The sequence below is a fragment of the Candidatus Binatus sp. genome (assembly GCF_030646925.1).
Lineage (GTDB): Bacteria > Desulfobacterota > Binatia > Binatales > Binataceae > Binatus.
Map to the genome: position 1 here is coordinate 1 of NZ_JAUSKL010000107.1, position 15,499 is coordinate 15,499.

The 15,499-nt window shown below is 61.5% G+C and carries 15 protein-coding genes; 6 read left to right on the forward strand and 9 right to left on the reverse strand.

What is annotated here, in order from left to right; genetic code table 11:
• Nucleotides 1-230 precede the first annotated feature (230 nt).
• Entirely contained in the window at nt 231-452 is a 222-nt protein-coding gene (locus Q7S58_RS18350) for a CopG family transcriptional regulator (protein WP_304829354.1), read from the forward strand.
• Nucleotides 449-757 (forward strand): PIN domain-containing protein, encoded by a 309-nt coding sequence (locus tag Q7S58_RS22315; RefSeq protein ID WP_370655542.1) that lies wholly within the window; start codon nt 449-451, stop codon nt 755-757. Before Q7S58_RS18350 ends, Q7S58_RS22315 begins: the two co-directional genes overlap by 4 nt.
• Before the next feature lie 113 nt (nt 758-870).
• Here the strand turns inward: Q7S58_RS22315 and ahcY are convergent, their stop codons facing one another.
• The 4 genes from ahcY to Q7S58_RS18370 all read right to left on the reverse strand — a co-directional run bounded on the left by ahcY (nt 871) and on the right by Q7S58_RS18370 (nt 5,071).
• Nucleotides 871-2,157, reverse strand: coding sequence for an adenosylhomocysteinase (gene ahcY / locus Q7S58_RS18355; RefSeq protein WP_370655549.1), 1,287 nt, complete (start codon nt 2,155-2,157; stop codon nt 871-873).
• A gap of 79 nt (nt 2,158-2,236) precedes the next feature.
• Nucleotides 2,237-3,421, reverse strand: a complete 1,185-nt coding sequence (metK, locus tag Q7S58_RS18360; RefSeq protein ID WP_304829360.1) for a methionine adenosyltransferase — start codon at nt 3,419-3,421, stop codon at nt 2,237-2,239.
• Nucleotides 3,422-3,655: 234 nt separating this feature from the next.
• Nucleotides 3,656-3,922, reverse strand: coding sequence for an HPr family phosphocarrier protein (locus tag Q7S58_RS18365; protein ID WP_304829363.1), 267 nt, complete (start codon nt 3,920-3,922; stop codon nt 3,656-3,658).
• Between the two features lie 102 nt (nt 3,923-4,024).
• Complete coding sequence (locus Q7S58_RS18370) at nt 4,025-5,071, reverse strand: bifunctional oligoribonuclease/PAP phosphatase NrnA (RefSeq protein WP_304829365.1); 1,047 nt, start codon at nt 5,069-5,071, stop codon at nt 4,025-4,027.
• 264 nt (nt 5,072-5,335) lie between these two features.
• Here Q7S58_RS18370 and Q7S58_RS18375 point away from each other — a divergent pair, with 264 nt between their 5' ends.
• Nucleotides 5,336-5,515 (forward strand): hypothetical protein, encoded by a 180-nt coding sequence (locus tag Q7S58_RS18375; RefSeq protein ID WP_304829368.1) that lies wholly within the window; start codon nt 5,336-5,338, stop codon nt 5,513-5,515.
• Between the two features lie 2 nt (nt 5,516-5,517).
• Nucleotides 5,518-7,137, forward strand: a complete 1,620-nt coding sequence (gene lysS, locus Q7S58_RS18380) for a lysine--tRNA ligase (protein ID WP_304829371.1) — start codon at nt 5,518-5,520, stop codon at nt 7,135-7,137.
• Here the strand turns inward: lysS and hemW are convergent.
• Complete coding sequence (hemW, locus tag Q7S58_RS18385; RefSeq protein ID WP_304829373.1) at nt 7,134-8,282, reverse strand: radical SAM family heme chaperone HemW; 1,149 nt, start codon at nt 8,280-8,282, stop codon at nt 7,134-7,136. The two genes, lysS and hemW, sit on opposite strands and share 4 nt — an antisense overlap.
• Nucleotides 8,283-8,444: 162 nt before the next feature.
• Between hemW and murJ the strand changes: the two genes are divergently transcribed.
• A complete protein-coding gene (gene murJ / locus Q7S58_RS18390; protein ID WP_304829375.1) occupies nt 8,445-10,106 on the forward strand; it encodes a murein biosynthesis integral membrane protein MurJ in 1,662 nt (553 codons plus the stop codon).
• On the opposite strand, the gene Q7S58_RS18395 is transcribed toward murJ, so the two are convergent.
• The 3 genes from Q7S58_RS18395 to Q7S58_RS18405 form a co-directional block, all read right to left on the reverse strand.
• Entirely contained in the window at nt 10,060-11,583 is a 1,524-nt protein-coding gene (locus Q7S58_RS18395; protein ID WP_304829378.1) for a bifunctional heptose 7-phosphate kinase/heptose 1-phosphate adenyltransferase, read from the reverse strand. The two genes, murJ and Q7S58_RS18395, sit on opposite strands and share 47 nt — an antisense overlap.
• Before the next feature lie 210 nt (nt 11,584-11,793).
• Nucleotides 11,794-12,558, reverse strand: coding sequence for an SDR family NAD(P)-dependent oxidoreductase (locus Q7S58_RS18400; protein ID WP_304829381.1), 765 nt, complete (start codon nt 12,556-12,558; stop codon nt 11,794-11,796).
• Between the two features lie 51 nt (nt 12,559-12,609).
• A complete protein-coding gene (locus Q7S58_RS18405; protein WP_304829384.1) occupies nt 12,610-13,386 on the reverse strand; it encodes an SDR family NAD(P)-dependent oxidoreductase in 777 nt (258 codons plus the stop codon).
• 157 nt (nt 13,387-13,543) lie between these two features.
• On the opposite strand from Q7S58_RS18405, the gene Q7S58_RS18410 reads away from it, so the two are divergent.
• Nucleotides 13,544-14,974 carry a 4-hydroxyphenylacetate 3-hydroxylase N-terminal domain-containing protein gene (locus Q7S58_RS18410; RefSeq protein ID WP_304829387.1) on the forward strand — a complete coding sequence of 477 codons (1,431 nt, stop codon included), beginning with the start codon at nt 13,544-13,546 and terminating at the stop codon, nt 14,972-14,974.
• Between the two features lie 88 nt (nt 14,975-15,062).
• On the opposite strand, the gene Q7S58_RS18415 is transcribed toward Q7S58_RS18410, so the two are convergent.
• Nucleotides 15,063-15,476, reverse strand: coding sequence for a nuclear transport factor 2 family protein (locus Q7S58_RS18415; RefSeq protein ID WP_304829390.1), 414 nt, complete (start codon nt 15,474-15,476; stop codon nt 15,063-15,065).
• Between the last annotated feature and the right edge of the window lie 23 nt (nt 15,477-15,499).

Consider the following 15,499-nt stretch of genomic DNA (forward strand, 5'->3'; position numbering starts at 1 on the left):
GATCGGGATGATCCCGGGGACGATCCTGTTCGCGTTTCTGGGCGACGCACTGTGGCATCCGCTGTCGGCGAAGTTCGTGCTGGCGGTGCTGCTGATCGGAACGTCGGTGGGATGCGGCGAACTTTATCGGCGCTGGTCGAACCTCCGGTTCGACGACTAGCGGCTAACCCGCCGGTGCCCAGAGACCGCAGATTATTGTTCGATCCGTCGCCGCGTATTACATTTAAGGCATGAAACGCGACGTCGTAACTGTTCGTCTCGACAGCGACCTGAAGCCGTTGCTTGAAAAAGCGGTTCGACGATCGGGCAGAACGCGCAGCGAGATCGTCCGCGAAGCGCTCCGGCGTCATCTGCTGATTCTTCAGTTCGAACAAATCCGGAATCGTGTGATGCCGTTGGCTGAGGCGCGCGGCTACCTGATCGACGAGGACATCTTCAAAGACGTTTCGTGAGAGTCTTCTTCGACACGAACGTGCTGGTCAGCGCGTTCGCAACGCGAGGGCTTTGTCGCGATTTGGTCGCACGCGTCATCCGAGAACACGAGTTGCTGACGTCGGAGGTAGTGATCAAGGAAGTTCGGCGCCTACTCAAACGAAAGCTGAAGGTCAATGACGTCACAATCGAAGAGACCGAGGCGTTTCTGCGCAACTTTCACGTCGAGACGCGGACTGAGGATCTTCCCGCCATTTCATCAACGACAAAAGCGATCTCGAGGTGTTGGGCTCAGCCGTGGCCGCCCGCGCGGAAGTCTTCATAACAGGAGACCGCGAACTGCTTGAACTTGGCAAGTCAATTCGCGGTCTCGACATTCTCGAACCGCGCGGCTTCTGGGAGCGAAGCCGCGGTCGCAAGCGGTAACTTTCGATTTCCTTAAGTGCCGGATTCCCAGCTCGCGAGATACTTCTTCTGCTCGGCGGTGAGGGTGTCGAGCTTGATGCCCATCGCGGCGAGTTTCACCGCGGCGACGTCCTGCTCGATCTCGACCGGCACTTCATGGACCTTTATTTCCAGATGCTTGGCCTTGGCGGCCCATTCGGAAGCCATCGCCTGCGTGGCGAAGCTCATGTCCATGACCTGCGCGGGATGACCCTCTGCGCACGCGAGGTTAACCAACCTGCCCTCGCCCAAAACGTAAACGACGCGGCCGTTCGACAGATGATACGCATCGACGTTGCGGGTGACGTTCTTCTCGACTTTCTTCGCGGTGTCGGTCAAATAGGCCATGTCGATCTCGACGTCGAAATGGCCCGAGTTGCTGAGGAACGCGCCGTCACGCATCAGGCCGAAATGAACCGACGAGAGCACGTGCTTGTCGCCGGTGGCGGTGATGAAGATGTCGGCGACTTTCGCAGCGTCGATCATTTTCATCACGCGGAAACCGTCCATCGCGGCTTCGAGCGCGCGAATCGGATCGACTTCGGTTACGATCACGTCGGCACCGAGTCCGCGAGCGCGCGATGCGATACCGCGGCCGCAATAGCCGTAGCCTGCGACGACGATGACCGAGCCGGCGATAAGCACGCCGGTCGCGCGGATGATTCCGTCGAGCGTAGATTGGCCGGTGCCGTAGCGATTGTCGAACAGATGCTTGGTTTGCGCGTCGTTCACTGCCACGACGGGGATTTTCAGCGCGCCGTCCTTGGCCATCGCACGCAGCCGGATGACGCCGGTGGTGGTCTCCTCCATGCTCGCTTTGACCTGCTCGGCAAGGCTCGCGTATTCGGTGTGGAGGAGACTTACGAGATCGGCGCCGTCGTCCATCGTGATGGTGGGATGGCGTTCGAGCACTGCGCGCAGATGGCTGTAATAGGTATCGCGATCCTCGCCGTGAATTGCGTAGGTGGGGATGTCGTACTGATCGACCAGTGCGGCGGCGACATCATCCTGGGTCGAGAGCGGATTCGAGGCGCAGGCGAACACCTCGGCGCCGCCCGCTTTCAAAGCGCGCAGCAGGTTGGCGGTTTCACAGGTGATATGCAGACAGGCTCCGAGGCGCTGGCCCTTCAGCGGCAGTTCCTTGGCAAAACGATCGCGGATTCGCCGCAACACGGGCATCTGCTTGTCGGCCCATTCGATTCGCTTGCGGCCCGCTTCCGCGAGTCCGAGATCGTGAACATCGTATTCCGGCAGGGTGGAGTTGGCGCGGGCTTTGGGCATGACTTTACGCTTGGCGGCAGTCGTCGACATCTTGGTAAATCTCCGGGAAATCTTTCGTTGTTGAGGCGTGCGGATCCGGCTAGCGGCCGTTTCGACCGAACGCATTCTTAAGTTGCTCGGCCATGTCGGTGCGCTCCCACGGGAAAAATCCGTCCACGGGAGGACGGCCGAAATGCCCGTACGCGGCGGTCGATTGATAGATTGGGCGCTTTAGATTCAAGGTTTTGATAATGCCCGCGGGGCGAAAATCGAACAGCTCGCGCAGCGTGGCCGAGAGCTTTTCTTCGGACACCGTGCCGGTATCGAACGTATCGATCAGCAGCGAGACTGGTTCAGCGACGCCGATCGCGTAAGCGACCTGGATTTCGCATTTGGTCGCGAGGCCGGCTGCGACGACGGTTTTCGCGACGTGGCGCGCCATGTAGCAAGCCGAGCGATCTACTTTGCTCGGGTCTTTGCCCGAGAACGCGCCGCCACCGTGACGGCCGTAGCCGCCGTAAGTATCGACGATGATCTTGCGGCCGGTGAGTCCGCAATCGCCGTGCGGTCCGCCGATTACGAAGCTGCCGGTCGGGTTGACGTGATACACCGTGTCGCGCGTGAGGTACTGCGCGGGGATGGTCTTTTTGATCACTTCTTCGATCATCGATTCGCGAATCGTTTGGTACTTCACGTTAGGCGAATGCTGAGTCGAGATGACGACCGCGGTGACTTCGACCGGGCGGTTATCGACGTAGCGAACGGTGACCTGGCTTTTGGCGTCGGGGCGCAGGAAATCGACCTTCTTCGACTTGCGCATCCGGGTGAGGTTTTCCATCAGGCGATGAGCCATCGCGATCGGCAGCGGCATCCGCTCGGGCGTCTCGTCGCACGCGAAACCGAACATCAGGCCCTGGTCGCCGGCGCCCTGTTCCTTGTGCAGTCCCTCGCCCTCGGTCACGCCTTGGGAAATATCGGGCGACTGCGGCTCGATCGCGGTGAGGACTGCGCACATATTGCCGTCGAAACCGACGTCGGCGTTGTCGTAGCCGATACCAATCGCGGTCTTGCGGGCGATATCGACGAAATCGGGGTGTCCTTTGCTGGTGATCTCACCGGCGAGCACGATTAGTCCGGTCTTGGTGAGGGTCTCGAGCGCGACGCGTGAGTTGGGATCTTCCTTGAGGAGAGCATCGAGGACGGCATCCGAGATCTGGTCGCACATTTTATCGGGATGACCCTCCGAGACGGACTCGGAGGTGAACAGGAAATTCTTCAACGGCATTCGCGGTAGCTCCTTGGCAAGAGGTTGCGGGCGCGCCACGGCCGACAGTAATTCAACCTGGCAAACTGGGTCGCGGCACTGAGTTCGTTCAAGTCAGTTAGATTCAACGCATCGCAGCAGCGAAGTTCGCTGCTATGCGGGCGGCATTGCGGCTGTGGACGAATGATATAACTGACCGATTGGGCAGGGTCAAGGTCCATTAGCTGCTTCAAGGCGCACAAAAGCCAAAGCAGTTCATTCTTCGCCGAAGCGGTTTTCGAATAAGTCCTGCACCGCTTTTAGCGCTTCGCGAGCGTCGGCACCTTCGGTGCGCAGCTTCAGTTTCGAGCCAATCCCGGCGCCGAGCATGATAATCGAGGTGACGCTCTTGGCGTTGGTCATGGTTTTGCCGCGGCCGATCATCACTTGCGAGGAGAACTTTGAGGCGGTTTGCGCAAGGGTCGATGCTGCGCGCAGATGCAGCCCGAGCCGATTCTTCACCTCCACAGTCGCCTCCGCCACGTTCACGCCTTTACGATAAAGGTATCCGCGTGCGCGGTAAACGGGGCGGGCGGGCGATTCTCGCCGCATTATGCCGCGGGCACGATCGTGAGGCCGGTTACGCTACGAACCATTGCGTCCGTTAGGGGAGCGGCCGTCGTCGCCTTCGGTCGTCTTTATGATTTGCCCGGCGAACAAGTCGCGCAGCCGCGCCTCGATTGCGGGATCGCGCGTGGTCTTTTCGCGGCGCCGCCAACTGGTAAGCGGGATGACTGCCTTGGCCATATTGCGATGCCCGCCGGCGCTGCCGATATCGCCGAACAGAGTCTTTACCAGTTCACCGGCGTTGGCGCGGCCCATCCCATGATTGCGGACGCTGATGACGAGATTTTTGCCGAGCTTGCCGGCCACGGCGACCCACTCGACTCCTTCGAACTGGAGGCAGAAGTCGGCCATCTGCACAATCAGATCATCGCGTTCGACGCGGCCAAGATTAAGCACGATCAACTTGTCCTCGACCACCATCCGCTTCATCGCGCGGCCTAAAATCTGCGCGAAACTCAGCGGCAGTTCGGGCCGATCGATCTGGCGCATCAGATTGTAATTTGCCAGCGGCGTGAGATGCGTGAACGCCTGCAGGTCGTCCTCGGTGACGCGCCGCGAAAGCATCAGGGTGTCGCTGCGGATGCCGTAGAGCAGCGCGGTCGCGAGGCGTTCGCTGATGCGCTCATCGGCGGTCATCAGGTACTCGGTCATGATGGTGGCGGTGGCGCCGTAGCGAACACGGACATCCTCGAACGGCGCGTTGCCGGAGTCGTAACCGGGATGATGATCGATCACGATATCGGCGCGGGGAATTTTTTCGCCGAAGAACGGCGGCTGCACGTCGACCATCGCGATCTTGTCGAAGGTGTCGAGTTCTTCGGTGGTCGCCTGGGCGATCTCGATTTCGAGCAGATGCACCATCGTGCGGTTTTCGGGGCGGGTGACGGGAGTGAAGGAAAAGATCGGCGTGGTCTGCTTATTGCGCCCGAGCAGCGTGCGCAGCGCCATCGCGCTCGACATCGCGTCGGGGTCGGGATCGTCCTGGAGCAGAATCGCGACGCGATCACCCTCGCAGACCATCGCACGCAGTTCCTTGATTTTCTGTTTGGTAAAAGCTGGGTCCATTTAGGATTGGGATGAAGTTCTGCGCGGCCGAGGTCGAACTATCGGCGGATCAGATGCGGGTTGTCGGCGAAGCAGGCGGCGGTCGGAAATGACCGGCAACTATAGGGTTCGTCGGAATCGGCGAGAATCATCGGATTTCGGGGATTATCACAGCGCAAAGATCTGACGCAATGATGTATGATAGCAGGTTATATGGATCCGTCCGAATCTCATCCGACTAAATTCAACTGCGCGATTTGCCGGCGGCCGACGGCGGAATGGCTGATGCGCATCTTGGTCGAGGATATTGCCGGCTTTCGGCAGGAAGCGCTGATTTGCGCTAATTGCGCGGTCAAACTGCGCCTCGCGTCCGAAAAAATGCGCGACCTGCAAATCGATCCGTGGGTGCACGAGGCGGTGGCGGCCGTTTTGCGCGGCGATCAATCGGAACAGGAAAACGGCTAGCGATGGCGGGTGCGGGCAAAAACGAATCACAGGCGCCGGCGGTCTCAGGCGCGACGCTATGGCCGCGCGAGGAAGCGGAGCGGCTCCGCGAGCGGGTGTCGTCGTACGAGGCATCGCGGCCGGTGATTTTTCAAAGCGGCTTCGGACCGTCGGGATTGCCGCATCTCGGCACGATGTGCGAAATCCTGCGGCCGTCGTACGTGCGCCACGCATTCGGGAAGATCGAACCGTCGCGGCCGACGCGGCTGATCGTTTTCATCGACGACATGGACGGGCTCCGCAAAGTGCCGGAGAACGTGCCGCGCCGCGAAGAAATCGCGCAGCATCTCGGCCAGCCGGTGTCGAAGATTTCCGATCCGTTCGGATGCTGCGCCAGTTTTTCGGAGCACATGGTCGGCCTGCTGACAAAATTTCTGGAGCCGGTCGAAGTCGAGTACGAACTGATCCGGTCGTCGGAGATGTATTCGGCGGGACGCTTCGATGAGGCGCTCAAGCTGATCCTCGAAAAGCATCAGGCGATCACCGCGATCATCACGCCGACGCTGCGCGAGGAAAATCGCGCGGGATGGTCGCCGTTCATGCCGCTTTGTCCGCGCTGCGGGCAGGTAATCGAGCGCAGGGTGACGGCGTATCACGTCGAGCGCGCGGCGATCGAGTTCGTCTGCGAGAAGAGCGCGGGCGGCGTTGCCGGATGCGGCTTCAGCGGCGAGCAATCGGTGCTGGGCGGCAAAGCGAAGGTGCAGTGGAAAGTCGATTGGGCGCTCAGATGGTACGCGCTCGCAGTCGATTACGAACTTTACGGCAAGGACCTCACCGATTCGGCGCGCCTGTCGGGACAAATCCTGCGCGTGCTCGGCGGCAATCCGCCGCTGGGGTTTCCGTTCGAGATGTTTCTCGACGAAGAGGGGCGCAAGGTATCGAAGTCGATTGGGCGCGGCGTGACGGTCGAGCAATGGACGCGCTACGCGCCGATCGAAGTGCTGAAGATGTTCCTGCTGCAGAATCCGCGGCGCGCACGGAAATTGTTTCTCGGCTCGATTCCGCAATACGTCGATGAATTCCTCGGCGCGCTGCGCGAGCACGCCAACGCGGATGAAGCCGCGCAGAAAAGCTCGGCGCTCGAGTTCGTGCTACAGAAAAATACGCCGCGAAGATTCAACAGCGATCTCAGTTTCGGGATGATGATGAACCTGGTCGCGACGCTGGGAAGTTCGGATCGCGATTTCATCTGGAAATATCTGACCAGCTACGACACGGCGATCGCGGGCGACGCGGAGACCGAAGCGATGGCGCGCACTTTGATCGAGTGCACGCTGAATTTCTACGCGGATTTTATCGAGCCGACGAAGCAGGCATACGCGCCGACCGGCGTTGAGCGGGAGCAGTTGCAGAGCCTCGTCGAGTTTCTCGGAGAGCATCGGGACGCGAGCGCCGAGGAGATCGAGAAGAAGATTTATGATCTCGGGCGCGAGAATTACGACAAGCCGGGCAAGATTTTTCCGCTGATGTATCGATCGATCCTGGGGCAGGAGAGGGGCCCGCGCCTGGGCGCGTTTATCAGGCTCGCGACGCCGGCGCGCGTGCTCGAGTTGCTCGACGCCACGCTCGCCCGTTCCGCCTAGACGAATTCGGCGAAGACGGAGTCGGCCATTTCGAGGCCGCGATCGGTAAGCTTGATACGGCCGCGATCGAGCGTGAGCAATCCGTCGTTGAAGAGCGGAGTGGCGGTCGCGCCGAAGATACATTCGAAGTTGCGGCCGAAGCGATCATGGAAATCGCGGAGCGCAAAGCCGTCGCGGAGCCGCAGATTCAGGAACACGAACTCGCCCTGCGAACTGGTCTCATCGACGTTTTCGGAGCCAGCCTCGGCGAGGCCGCGCTCTTCGATCGCCGCGATGTAGCGCGCCGGGAATTTTTCATTCCACCATCGCCGTCCGCCTTGACCGTCGCGAGCATAGCTATGCGCGCCGGCGCCGATTCCGATGTAACTTTCGCCGCGCCAGTAAGCGAGATTGTGGCGCGCTTCGTGGCCGGGCGGCGCGTAATTCGAGATTTCGTACATCGGGTAGCCGCGGCGCGGAATTTCCTCGCGCACGGTCGCATACATCGCGGCCTGCTCGTCGGTCGGCAACTGCTTGATTCGTCCACGCTTCAAGTCGGTGAAAAAAGCGGTGCCTTCCTCGAAGGTCAGGTTGTAGGCGGAAATGTGATCGGGCTCGAGCCCGACGGCTGACTCGATATCGAACAAAATGTCGGCGACGGTCTGGCCGGGGACGGCGAAGATCAAGTCGAGGTTGAGGCGATCGAAGCCGGCGCGATGCGCCAGTTTGGCGGCCTCGCGCGTTTCGTCGGCGGTGTGGATGCGGCCGAGGAATTTCAGCGTGGCATCGTTGAACGATTGCGCGCCGAAGCTGATGCGATTGACGCCCGCCGCGCGCATCCCGCGCAATTTTTCAGCGTTGACGGTGCCGGGATTTGCTTCGAGCGTGATCTCTGCGCCGGAATCGATTCCGAAAATTCGCGCGGCTGCGTCGATAATCGCGCCGATTGATTTTGGATCGAACAGCGACGGAGTGCCGCCGCCAAAAAAGATCGTCTTGATGCGTTCGCCGGCAAACGGCGCCATCGCGGCGCGACGCTCGAGTTCAGCAATCAGCGTGGCGGTGTATTGATGCTCGGGCCACGACGCGGCGGCGTGCGAATTGAAATCGCAATACGGGCACTTGGACTGGCACCACGGAATATGGACGTAGAGTGAGAAGCTCACGCGAACATTGTAGCCGTCCGCGCGCGCTGCGGCATCAGCAGAAGAGGGGGTGCTACAACATGGTGGAGGCGGTCGTTATACTGCCGATCGCGAGAGCGGGACTTGTCTGAAATAGCCTCAAAACACACAAAAAACGCGGTTGCGTTATCCGATGGTTCGGAGATGGAAGCGTCGGCGATCGCGGACGCGCAAGCGCAAAACGAATCGGGCAACGCGAGCGGCGAGGCTGGCGGATCGACGGCAAATCGCGCGGGCACGATCGCGGGCGGCGTGCTGCTCAGCCGCATCGCAGGGCTGATTCGCGACAGCATTTTCGCGCACTACCTCGGCAACTCCGCGACCGCCGACGCGTTTAAGGCCGGCTTCCGCATCCCGAATATTTTGCAGAATCTGTTTGGCGAGGGCGTGCTGTCGGCGTCGTTCATCCCCGTGTACGGAAAATTGCTTGGCGAGGGCGATACCGAAACTGCCGACATGGTGGCATGGGGCGTCGGCGCGATTCTGACGCTTGGAGTTTCGGTGCTGGTCGCGCTCGGGGTGATGGTGACGCCGTATCTGATCGACGTGATCGCGCCGGGCTTCGAGGGCGACAAACGCGAGTTGACGATCCAGATCGTGCGCATCCTGTTTCCGGGCGCGGGCTTGCTGGTGATCTCGGCGTGGTTCCTCGGCGTGCTGAACAGTCATCACAAATTTTTTATTTCATACACGGCGCCGGTTGCGTGGAACGTCGCGATGATCGCGGCGCTCTTGTGGTACGGACCGCGGCGGTCGCAGGATGGGCTCGCGATCGCGATCTCGTGGGCGTCAGTGGTTGGCTCGGCGCTGCAAATCGCGGTGCAGGCGCCGGCGACGATGGCGCTGCTGAGCAAGCATCGGATCGATTTCGCGCGCGTCGCGGCGCCGCTGCGCGCGGTGTTTCGTAATCTGACGCCGGTCGTCGCGAGCCGCGGAGTCGTCAACCTGACGACCTACGTCGATAACGTGCTCTCGAGCTTGCTGCCGACCGGCGCGGTCGCAGCGCTCAACTACGGGCAGTTGCTCTACATGATGCCGATCAGTCTGTTCGGCTACTCGGTCGCGGCGTCGGAGTTGCCGGCGATGTCCCGCGCGGCGGGCGCGATGCCCGAGCAGATGAACGCGATTTTGCGCACGCGGCTGAACCACGGGCTGCGCCAGATTGCGTTCATGGTGATTCCGTCGTCGGCGGCGTTCCTGATTCTTGGCGACGTGATCGTCGCGCTGATTTACCAATCCGGCGCGTTCACGCACAGCGATTCAATTTACGTGTGGGGCGTGGTCGCGGGCTCGGGAATCGGACTGCTCGCCGCGACGATGGGGCGACTTTACAACTCCGCGTTCTACGCATTGTTCGATACGCGGACGCCGCTCAGGTTCGCGATGATTCGCGTCGCGCTGACGCTGGTGCTCGGTTACCTGTGCGCGATTCCGCTGCCGCACCTGATCGGCATCGCGCAAAAATGGGGAGTCGCGGGACTGACGGCGTCGGCGGGCGTCGCGGGATGGGTCGAGTTCGCGCTGCTGCGGGCCTCGTTGAACAAGCGGATCGGATGGACCGGGCTCGAGCAATCGTATCTCGCCAGGCTGTGGACGTTGTCGATCGGCGCCGCGATTCTCGCGTTCGGGTTGAAACTCCGAATCGCGGGACTCGGTCCGCGGATCGGCGGCCTCGCGATTCTTTCAGTGTACGGCGGAATCTATCTGCTGGGCGCGTGGATGATGAAAATGCCGGAACTGCGACTGATAGTCGCGCAGATCACGCGCCGGTTCGGGGCGCGCGCAAACGATCGATCACTGCGGTAGTGCTGCGCCCGTCGAGCATCGGCGCCAGCGCGACTCGTCCGCCGCGCGATTCGACGAACGCCTGGCCATCGACGGTTTTGCCGCGCCAATCATCGCCCTTGATCAAAACGTCGGGCTTGACGGCGCGAATGATCTTCTCCGCGCGGGCGTCGTCGAAAATCACGACGTAATCGACCGCCTCCATCGCCGCGAGGATGCGCGCGCGCTCACTCGACGGATAGATCGGTCGCGCGTCGCCTTTGATCGCGCGCACGCTGCGATCGCTGTTGAGGCCAACCACCAGCAAGTCGGCCTGCGCGCGCGCGAATGCGAGACTCTGCACGTGACCCGCATGCAGCAAATCGAAGCATCCGTTGGTAAACGCGATTCGGCGGCCAGCGCGACGCTCGCGCTCGAGCACGCTCTTGAGTTCGTCGAGCGACAGGATCTTATGCTCGTAGCTGCTGTGAACGGGGCTCAGCGCGCGGGCGAGATCGTCGCGCGTGATCACTTCGGTGCCGAGGCGCGTGACCTCGATGCTGGCGGCGAGATTCGCGATGCGCGCGGCGGATGAATAGCCGAGTCCGGCGATCGAGAACATCCCGAACACGCTCAGCACCACATCGCCGGCGCCGGTCACGTCGTACACGTCGCGCGGCGCGGTCGGCACGTAAGTGTCATGGCCGCCGCGTTCGGCGAGATACATGCCGTCGCGATCGAGCGTGATGAGACACGCTTCGAGGCCGAGTTTGCGGACCAGGGTCTCGGCGGCTTTGCGCCATTCGTCGCGATCGGTCAGATGCATCCCGGTTGCCAGTTCGGTTTCGAAGCGATTGGGCGTGAGCGCGGTGGCGCCGCGATAAATGGAAAAATCAGACGTGCGGCGCGGATCGACGATCACCGGGATGCCGCGTTTGCGACCGCCGTCGATCAGCGCGCGCAGCACGGCCGGCGTGAGCATCCCCTTGTCGATGTCGGAAATCAGCACGCCGTCGACGCGTTGCAATTCCGCCGCGATGCGCTTGATCAGTTCTCGTTCACGTACGGCGCTCAGCGGGCGCGGATCTTCTTCATCGACGCGCAGCAGTTGTTGCGTCCCGCGATGCGCTGCCTGCACGGAACCGAGCATCCGATCCTTGACAGTGGTGGGACGATCGGGATCGGTGAGCATCGCGCGCGTCGCGATTCCGAGAGCGGCAAAGATTTCGCGCAGCAGGCGGCCATTGCGATCGCTGCCGACGACGCTGAGCGCGGAAACGTCGGCGCCGAGCGCGCGCAAATTCGCCATCACGAAACCCGCGTTGCCCGGGCGCTCCTCGCGGCGCTGCACGCGCAAAATTGGAATCGGCGCCTCGGGCGAGATGCGCGAAACGTCGCCCCAGATGTACCGGTCGAGGATCACTTCGCCCGCGACCATCACGCGGAGCGGCTTGAGCGCGGGCAGAGTCGGGCGATCGGAATTGACATTCGCAGGTGAAGGCGGTTTGTGTCGGGCCATGATGCGAGATGATACAGCGCGGTCGGGGCAGCGTTAAATGCGCCCGCGGCCGTTCGCGAGCACGACACCAACTTTTGTCATTCTGAGCGAAGCGAAGAATCCCGGATCTTTTTTTTCCGTTGGGCACGATCCTGCACCCTCACCGCCTCGACGCTTCGCGCCTCGGCCGCCTCTCCCGCAAAAAAGCGGGCGAGGCAAAGAGGGGGCGAATCAGCGGATCGCGAAGCCGCCGTCAACGCAGATGGTCGCGCCGGTCACGAAGTCGGATGCGTGCGAGGCGAGAAAAATCGCGGCGCCGGCCATCTCCTCGGGCTTGCCGAAGCGCCCGGCGGGCGTGCGCGTGATGATTTCCTCGAAAAATTTGCCGGACTGCGCAGGCACTGTGAGGTCTGTATCGATCCATCCGGGGATGAGCGCGTTGACCTGGATATTGTGCGGCGCGAGTTCGATCGCGAGCGTTTTCGTCGCTTGCACGAGTCCGCCCTTGGCCGCGGCGTACGCGATTCCGCTTTGCGCGCCGAAAATCGAGTATTCGCTTGCGATGTTGATGATCTTGCCGCGCTGGTGTTGCGCCATCGATTGCGCCGCTATCTGCGAGAGGAAAAAGCACGAACTCAGATTGGTCTCGACGACGCGGTCCCAATCCTCGGCGCGGAACTTCATCGCGCCGCGCATCACGGCGATACCGGCGTTGTTCACGAGGATCGATACGGGGCCGAGTTTGCGCTCGACGTTTTCCATCGCGGGGCGGAGCTGATCGCGCTGGGTGACATCGAGCTTGAGTGCGATCGCCGGGACGCCGAGACGCTCGAGTTCGGCGAGCACGCCGCGATTCTTGTCTTCGTTGCGCGCGAGGATCGCCACCGCGGCGCCGGCTTCCGCGAATCCGAGCGCGATTCCGCGGCCGATTCCACCGTTGCCACCGGTGACGACAGCGACGTTTCCGCTCAAGTCGAACATTTTTGGCGCAGCCATGATTTCACCACCAACTCCGCGATAGAATCGAAAATCGAAATCGAAAACATATCAGCGAATGAAAAATCCGCCATCGACGAGAATATCGGCGCCGGTGACGAAGTTCGACGCCTGCGACGCGAGGAATATCGCCGCGCCCGCCATCTCGGACGGCTCGGCGAAACGGCCGGCGGGCGTGCGCGTGATCATCTCTTCCTTGATCGCGGCGTAGCGCGGATCGTTGCGAATCCAGTCGGTCATGTCGGTGGTGGTCCAGCCGGGCGCGAGCGAATTGACCTGGATATTGTGCGGCGCAAGCTCGATCGCGAGGCATCGCGTGAGCTGCAACAGGCCGCCCTTGCTCACGCCGTACGACGGATAAATCGGCGTGCCCTTGAAACCGCCGATGCTCGCGACGTTGATGATCTTGCCGGCGTGGCGCGGAATCATCGACTGGGCTGCGTATTTCGACAGCAGAAAGCACGACGTGAGATCGGTTTCGATCACCGAATCCCAGTCTTCTTCGGTGTGATCGAGCAGGCCCTTCAGCACGGCGAACGCGGCGTTGTTTACCAGGATGTCGAGCGGGCCAAGCTTGCGTTCGATATCGTCGAGGGCGGGCTTCAGGAGCTTGCGATTCGAAACGTCGAGCCGCGTCGCCATCGCGGACACGCCGATTTTCTGCAACTCCGCGAGCGTCGAGTCGTTGCGTTCCTGGTTGCGGCCGATGATCGCGACCGACGCGCCAGCCTCGGCCAGTCCGAGCGCGATCCCGCGCCCGATGCCGCCGTTGCCGCCCGTAACCAGGGCAACCTTACCGCTCAGATCGAACATTTTCGGATTGGGCATTCGAGATTCCTCCAAGGGGAAATCAGGCAAGCGTGCGCTGACGGCGGGCTCAGCAGATAGACAGTGCGTGCTGATGGCTTCTATATTGGGCTTTCGCGCCCGCCGCAACTTAAGCTCGCGAGCGGCGGCGACAATTCAAACACAGGAAAAAGAACAAATGGGATTACGGACGGCTGAGCAATACAAGAATTCGCTGCGCGATGGGCGCGCAGTGTTTTTTCGGGGCGAGAAAGTCGCCGATGTCACCGCGCATCCGGTGATCGGAATCGCGGTCGAGCACGCGGCGCTCGATTACCGCATGGCCGACGACCCGAAGTATCGCGAGCTGGCAGTGGTGAAAGAAGGCGGCGACGAATACAGCCGCTATTTTCATATCCCCAGAAACAGCGACGATTTGCTCAAGCGCAGCGCGCTGATCGCGGCCTCGACGCGCGAGGGCGCAACGCTGGTGGTTCTGATCAAGGAGATCGGAACCGACGCGCTGCTGGCGCTGAATATCATCGGCGAGCGGATGGCCGCGGCGGGCAAGCCTGAATACAAGGAACGAATTCACAACTACTATCGCAACTGCCGCGACAATGACTTGGCGATCGCGGTGGCGCAGACCGACGCGAAGGGCGATCGCGCGCTCGGGCCCACCCAGCAGGATCATCCGGATTATTACGTGCGCATCGTCGAGGAGCGGCCGGACGGGATCGTCGTGCGCGGCGCGAAGGTGCATACCAGCGTATCGACCAATACCAATGAAGTGATCGTGCTGCCGACGCGGGCGATGCGCGCGGAAGACAAGGCCTATGCGGTCGCGTTTGCGCTGCCGATCAACACGCCGGGCCTGAAACTGATCGCGTCACCGCACGGCTCGAGTCACAAAAACGAATTCGAGCATCCGCTGAGCGCGCGCCACAAGATGATGGAGACGCTGACGGTGTTCGACGACGTGTTCGTGCCGAAGGAGCGCGTGTTCCTGCAGGGCGAGATCGAGTTCGCAGGATTGCTCGCGCTGACGTTCGTGCGGTTCCATCGCTTCACCGCGGTATCGTACAAGCTGCCGTTGCTCGAACTGATGTGCGGTGCGGGCTTCGCAGTCGCGGAGGCCAACGGAATTTCGCGCGCGGGTCACGTGCGCGACAAGCTGACGCATCTGGCGGCGTATCACACCACGGTGCGCGGATTGATCGAGCATGCGGCGCGCACCTGCACCATCGAAGACGGCGTCGCGGTGCCGAATACGTTGCTGACCAACGTCGCGAAATATCACTTCGCGCACAACTATCATCAGGCGGTGCAAATCGTGCAGGACCTCGCGGGCGGCCTGCTCGTGACGGCGCCGGCGGCCGAAGATCTCACCAGCGAAGCGACCCGCGAGTATGTGCTGAAATACATGGGCGGCGCGAAGGGCTTCGATGCGGAGAAGCGGCTCCGATTGCTCAACCTGGTGAGCGATCTGACCTCGTCGGAATTTGGCGGATATCAGGAAGTGCTCGCGGTCCATGCCGAGGGCGGTTTCGAAGCGGAGAAATTACAGGCGTATCGCGAGTACGATTTCAAAACCGTCGCGGCCTACGCGCGCAAACTGGCGGGAGTTTAGGCGGCGCGGGCAACCGCACGATTGCGGGATTCTGGCGGTTTGAAAAAAGCCGCGATGCGCGATGCGTCGCGGCTCTCGTGCGTCTGCGCTATTGCAGCGGTGGTTCGTCGTCGGGCGGCGCGATCACCGGCGATCCGTGATGCATCACCATGTACCATTTGAGCCCGACACGCTCGAAGACGTTGGTGCTCAGCACGGTCGAGCGTTGTGCGCCGTCGTAGCCGCGCTGGGTCAGGTTTTCCTCGACGATCATGATTGCGAGGTCGCCGCTGATCAGCACTTCCATCTCGCCGAGTTCGAACTTCATTTCGAAAACGTTGTCGAAGATGCGCTCCCAACTCGCCATGATCGGGCCCCATCCGGAGAGCTTTCGCCATCCCGGATGGATGCAAATGATGCGCGGGTCACGCAGCCAGATCGCTTCCATCTTCTCGGTGTCGAGGCTTTCGAACGCTTCGTAAAAAGCGCGATTGGCGGCGAGCACTGCTTCTCGATCTGACATAAGTTCCTGTCTGACTTTTACAC

Excerpts from the sequence above, each read along its gene's own strand:
- metK (WP_304829360.1), bottom strand. The coding sequence starts at position 3,421 with ATGCCGTTGAAGAATTTCCTGTTCACCTCCGAGTCCGTCTCGGAGGGT.
- Q7S58_RS18415 (WP_304829390.1), bottom strand. The coding sequence starts at position 15,476 with ATGTCAGATCGAGAAGCAGTGCTCGCCGCCAATCGCGCTTTTTACGAA.
- ahcY (WP_370655549.1), bottom strand. The coding sequence starts at position 2,157 with ATGCCCAAAGCCCGCGCCAACTCCACCCTGCCGGAATACGATGTTCAC.
- lysS (WP_304829371.1), top strand. The coding sequence starts at position 5,518 with ATGGCGGGTGCGGGCAAAAACGAATCACAGGCGCCGGCGGTCTCAGGC.
- Q7S58_RS18400 (WP_304829381.1), bottom strand. The coding sequence starts at position 12,558 with ATGGCTGCGCCAAAAATGTTCGACTTGAGCGGAAACGTCGCTGTCGTC.
- Q7S58_RS18410 (WP_304829387.1), top strand. The coding sequence starts at position 13,544 with ATGGGATTACGGACGGCTGAGCAATACAAGAATTCGCTGCGCGATGGG.
- Q7S58_RS18395 (WP_304829378.1), bottom strand. The coding sequence starts at position 11,583 with ATGGCCCGACACAAACCGCCTTCACCTGCGAATGTCAATTCCGATCGC.
- murJ (WP_304829375.1), top strand. The coding sequence starts at position 8,445 with ATGGAAGCGTCGGCGATCGCGGACGCGCAAGCGCAAAACGAATCGGGC.
- Q7S58_RS18405 (WP_304829384.1), bottom strand. The coding sequence starts at position 13,386 with ATGCCCAATCCGAAAATGTTCGATCTGAGCGGTAAGGTTGCCCTGGTT.
- Q7S58_RS18370 (WP_304829365.1), bottom strand. The coding sequence starts at position 5,071 with ATGGACCCAGCTTTTACCAAACAGAAAATCAAGGAACTGCGTGCGATG.
- Q7S58_RS18350 (WP_304829354.1), top strand. The coding sequence starts at position 231 with ATGAAACGCGACGTCGTAACTGTTCGTCTCGACAGCGACCTGAAGCCG.
- Q7S58_RS18375 (WP_304829368.1), top strand. The coding sequence starts at position 5,336 with ATGCGCATCTTGGTCGAGGATATTGCCGGCTTTCGGCAGGAAGCGCTG.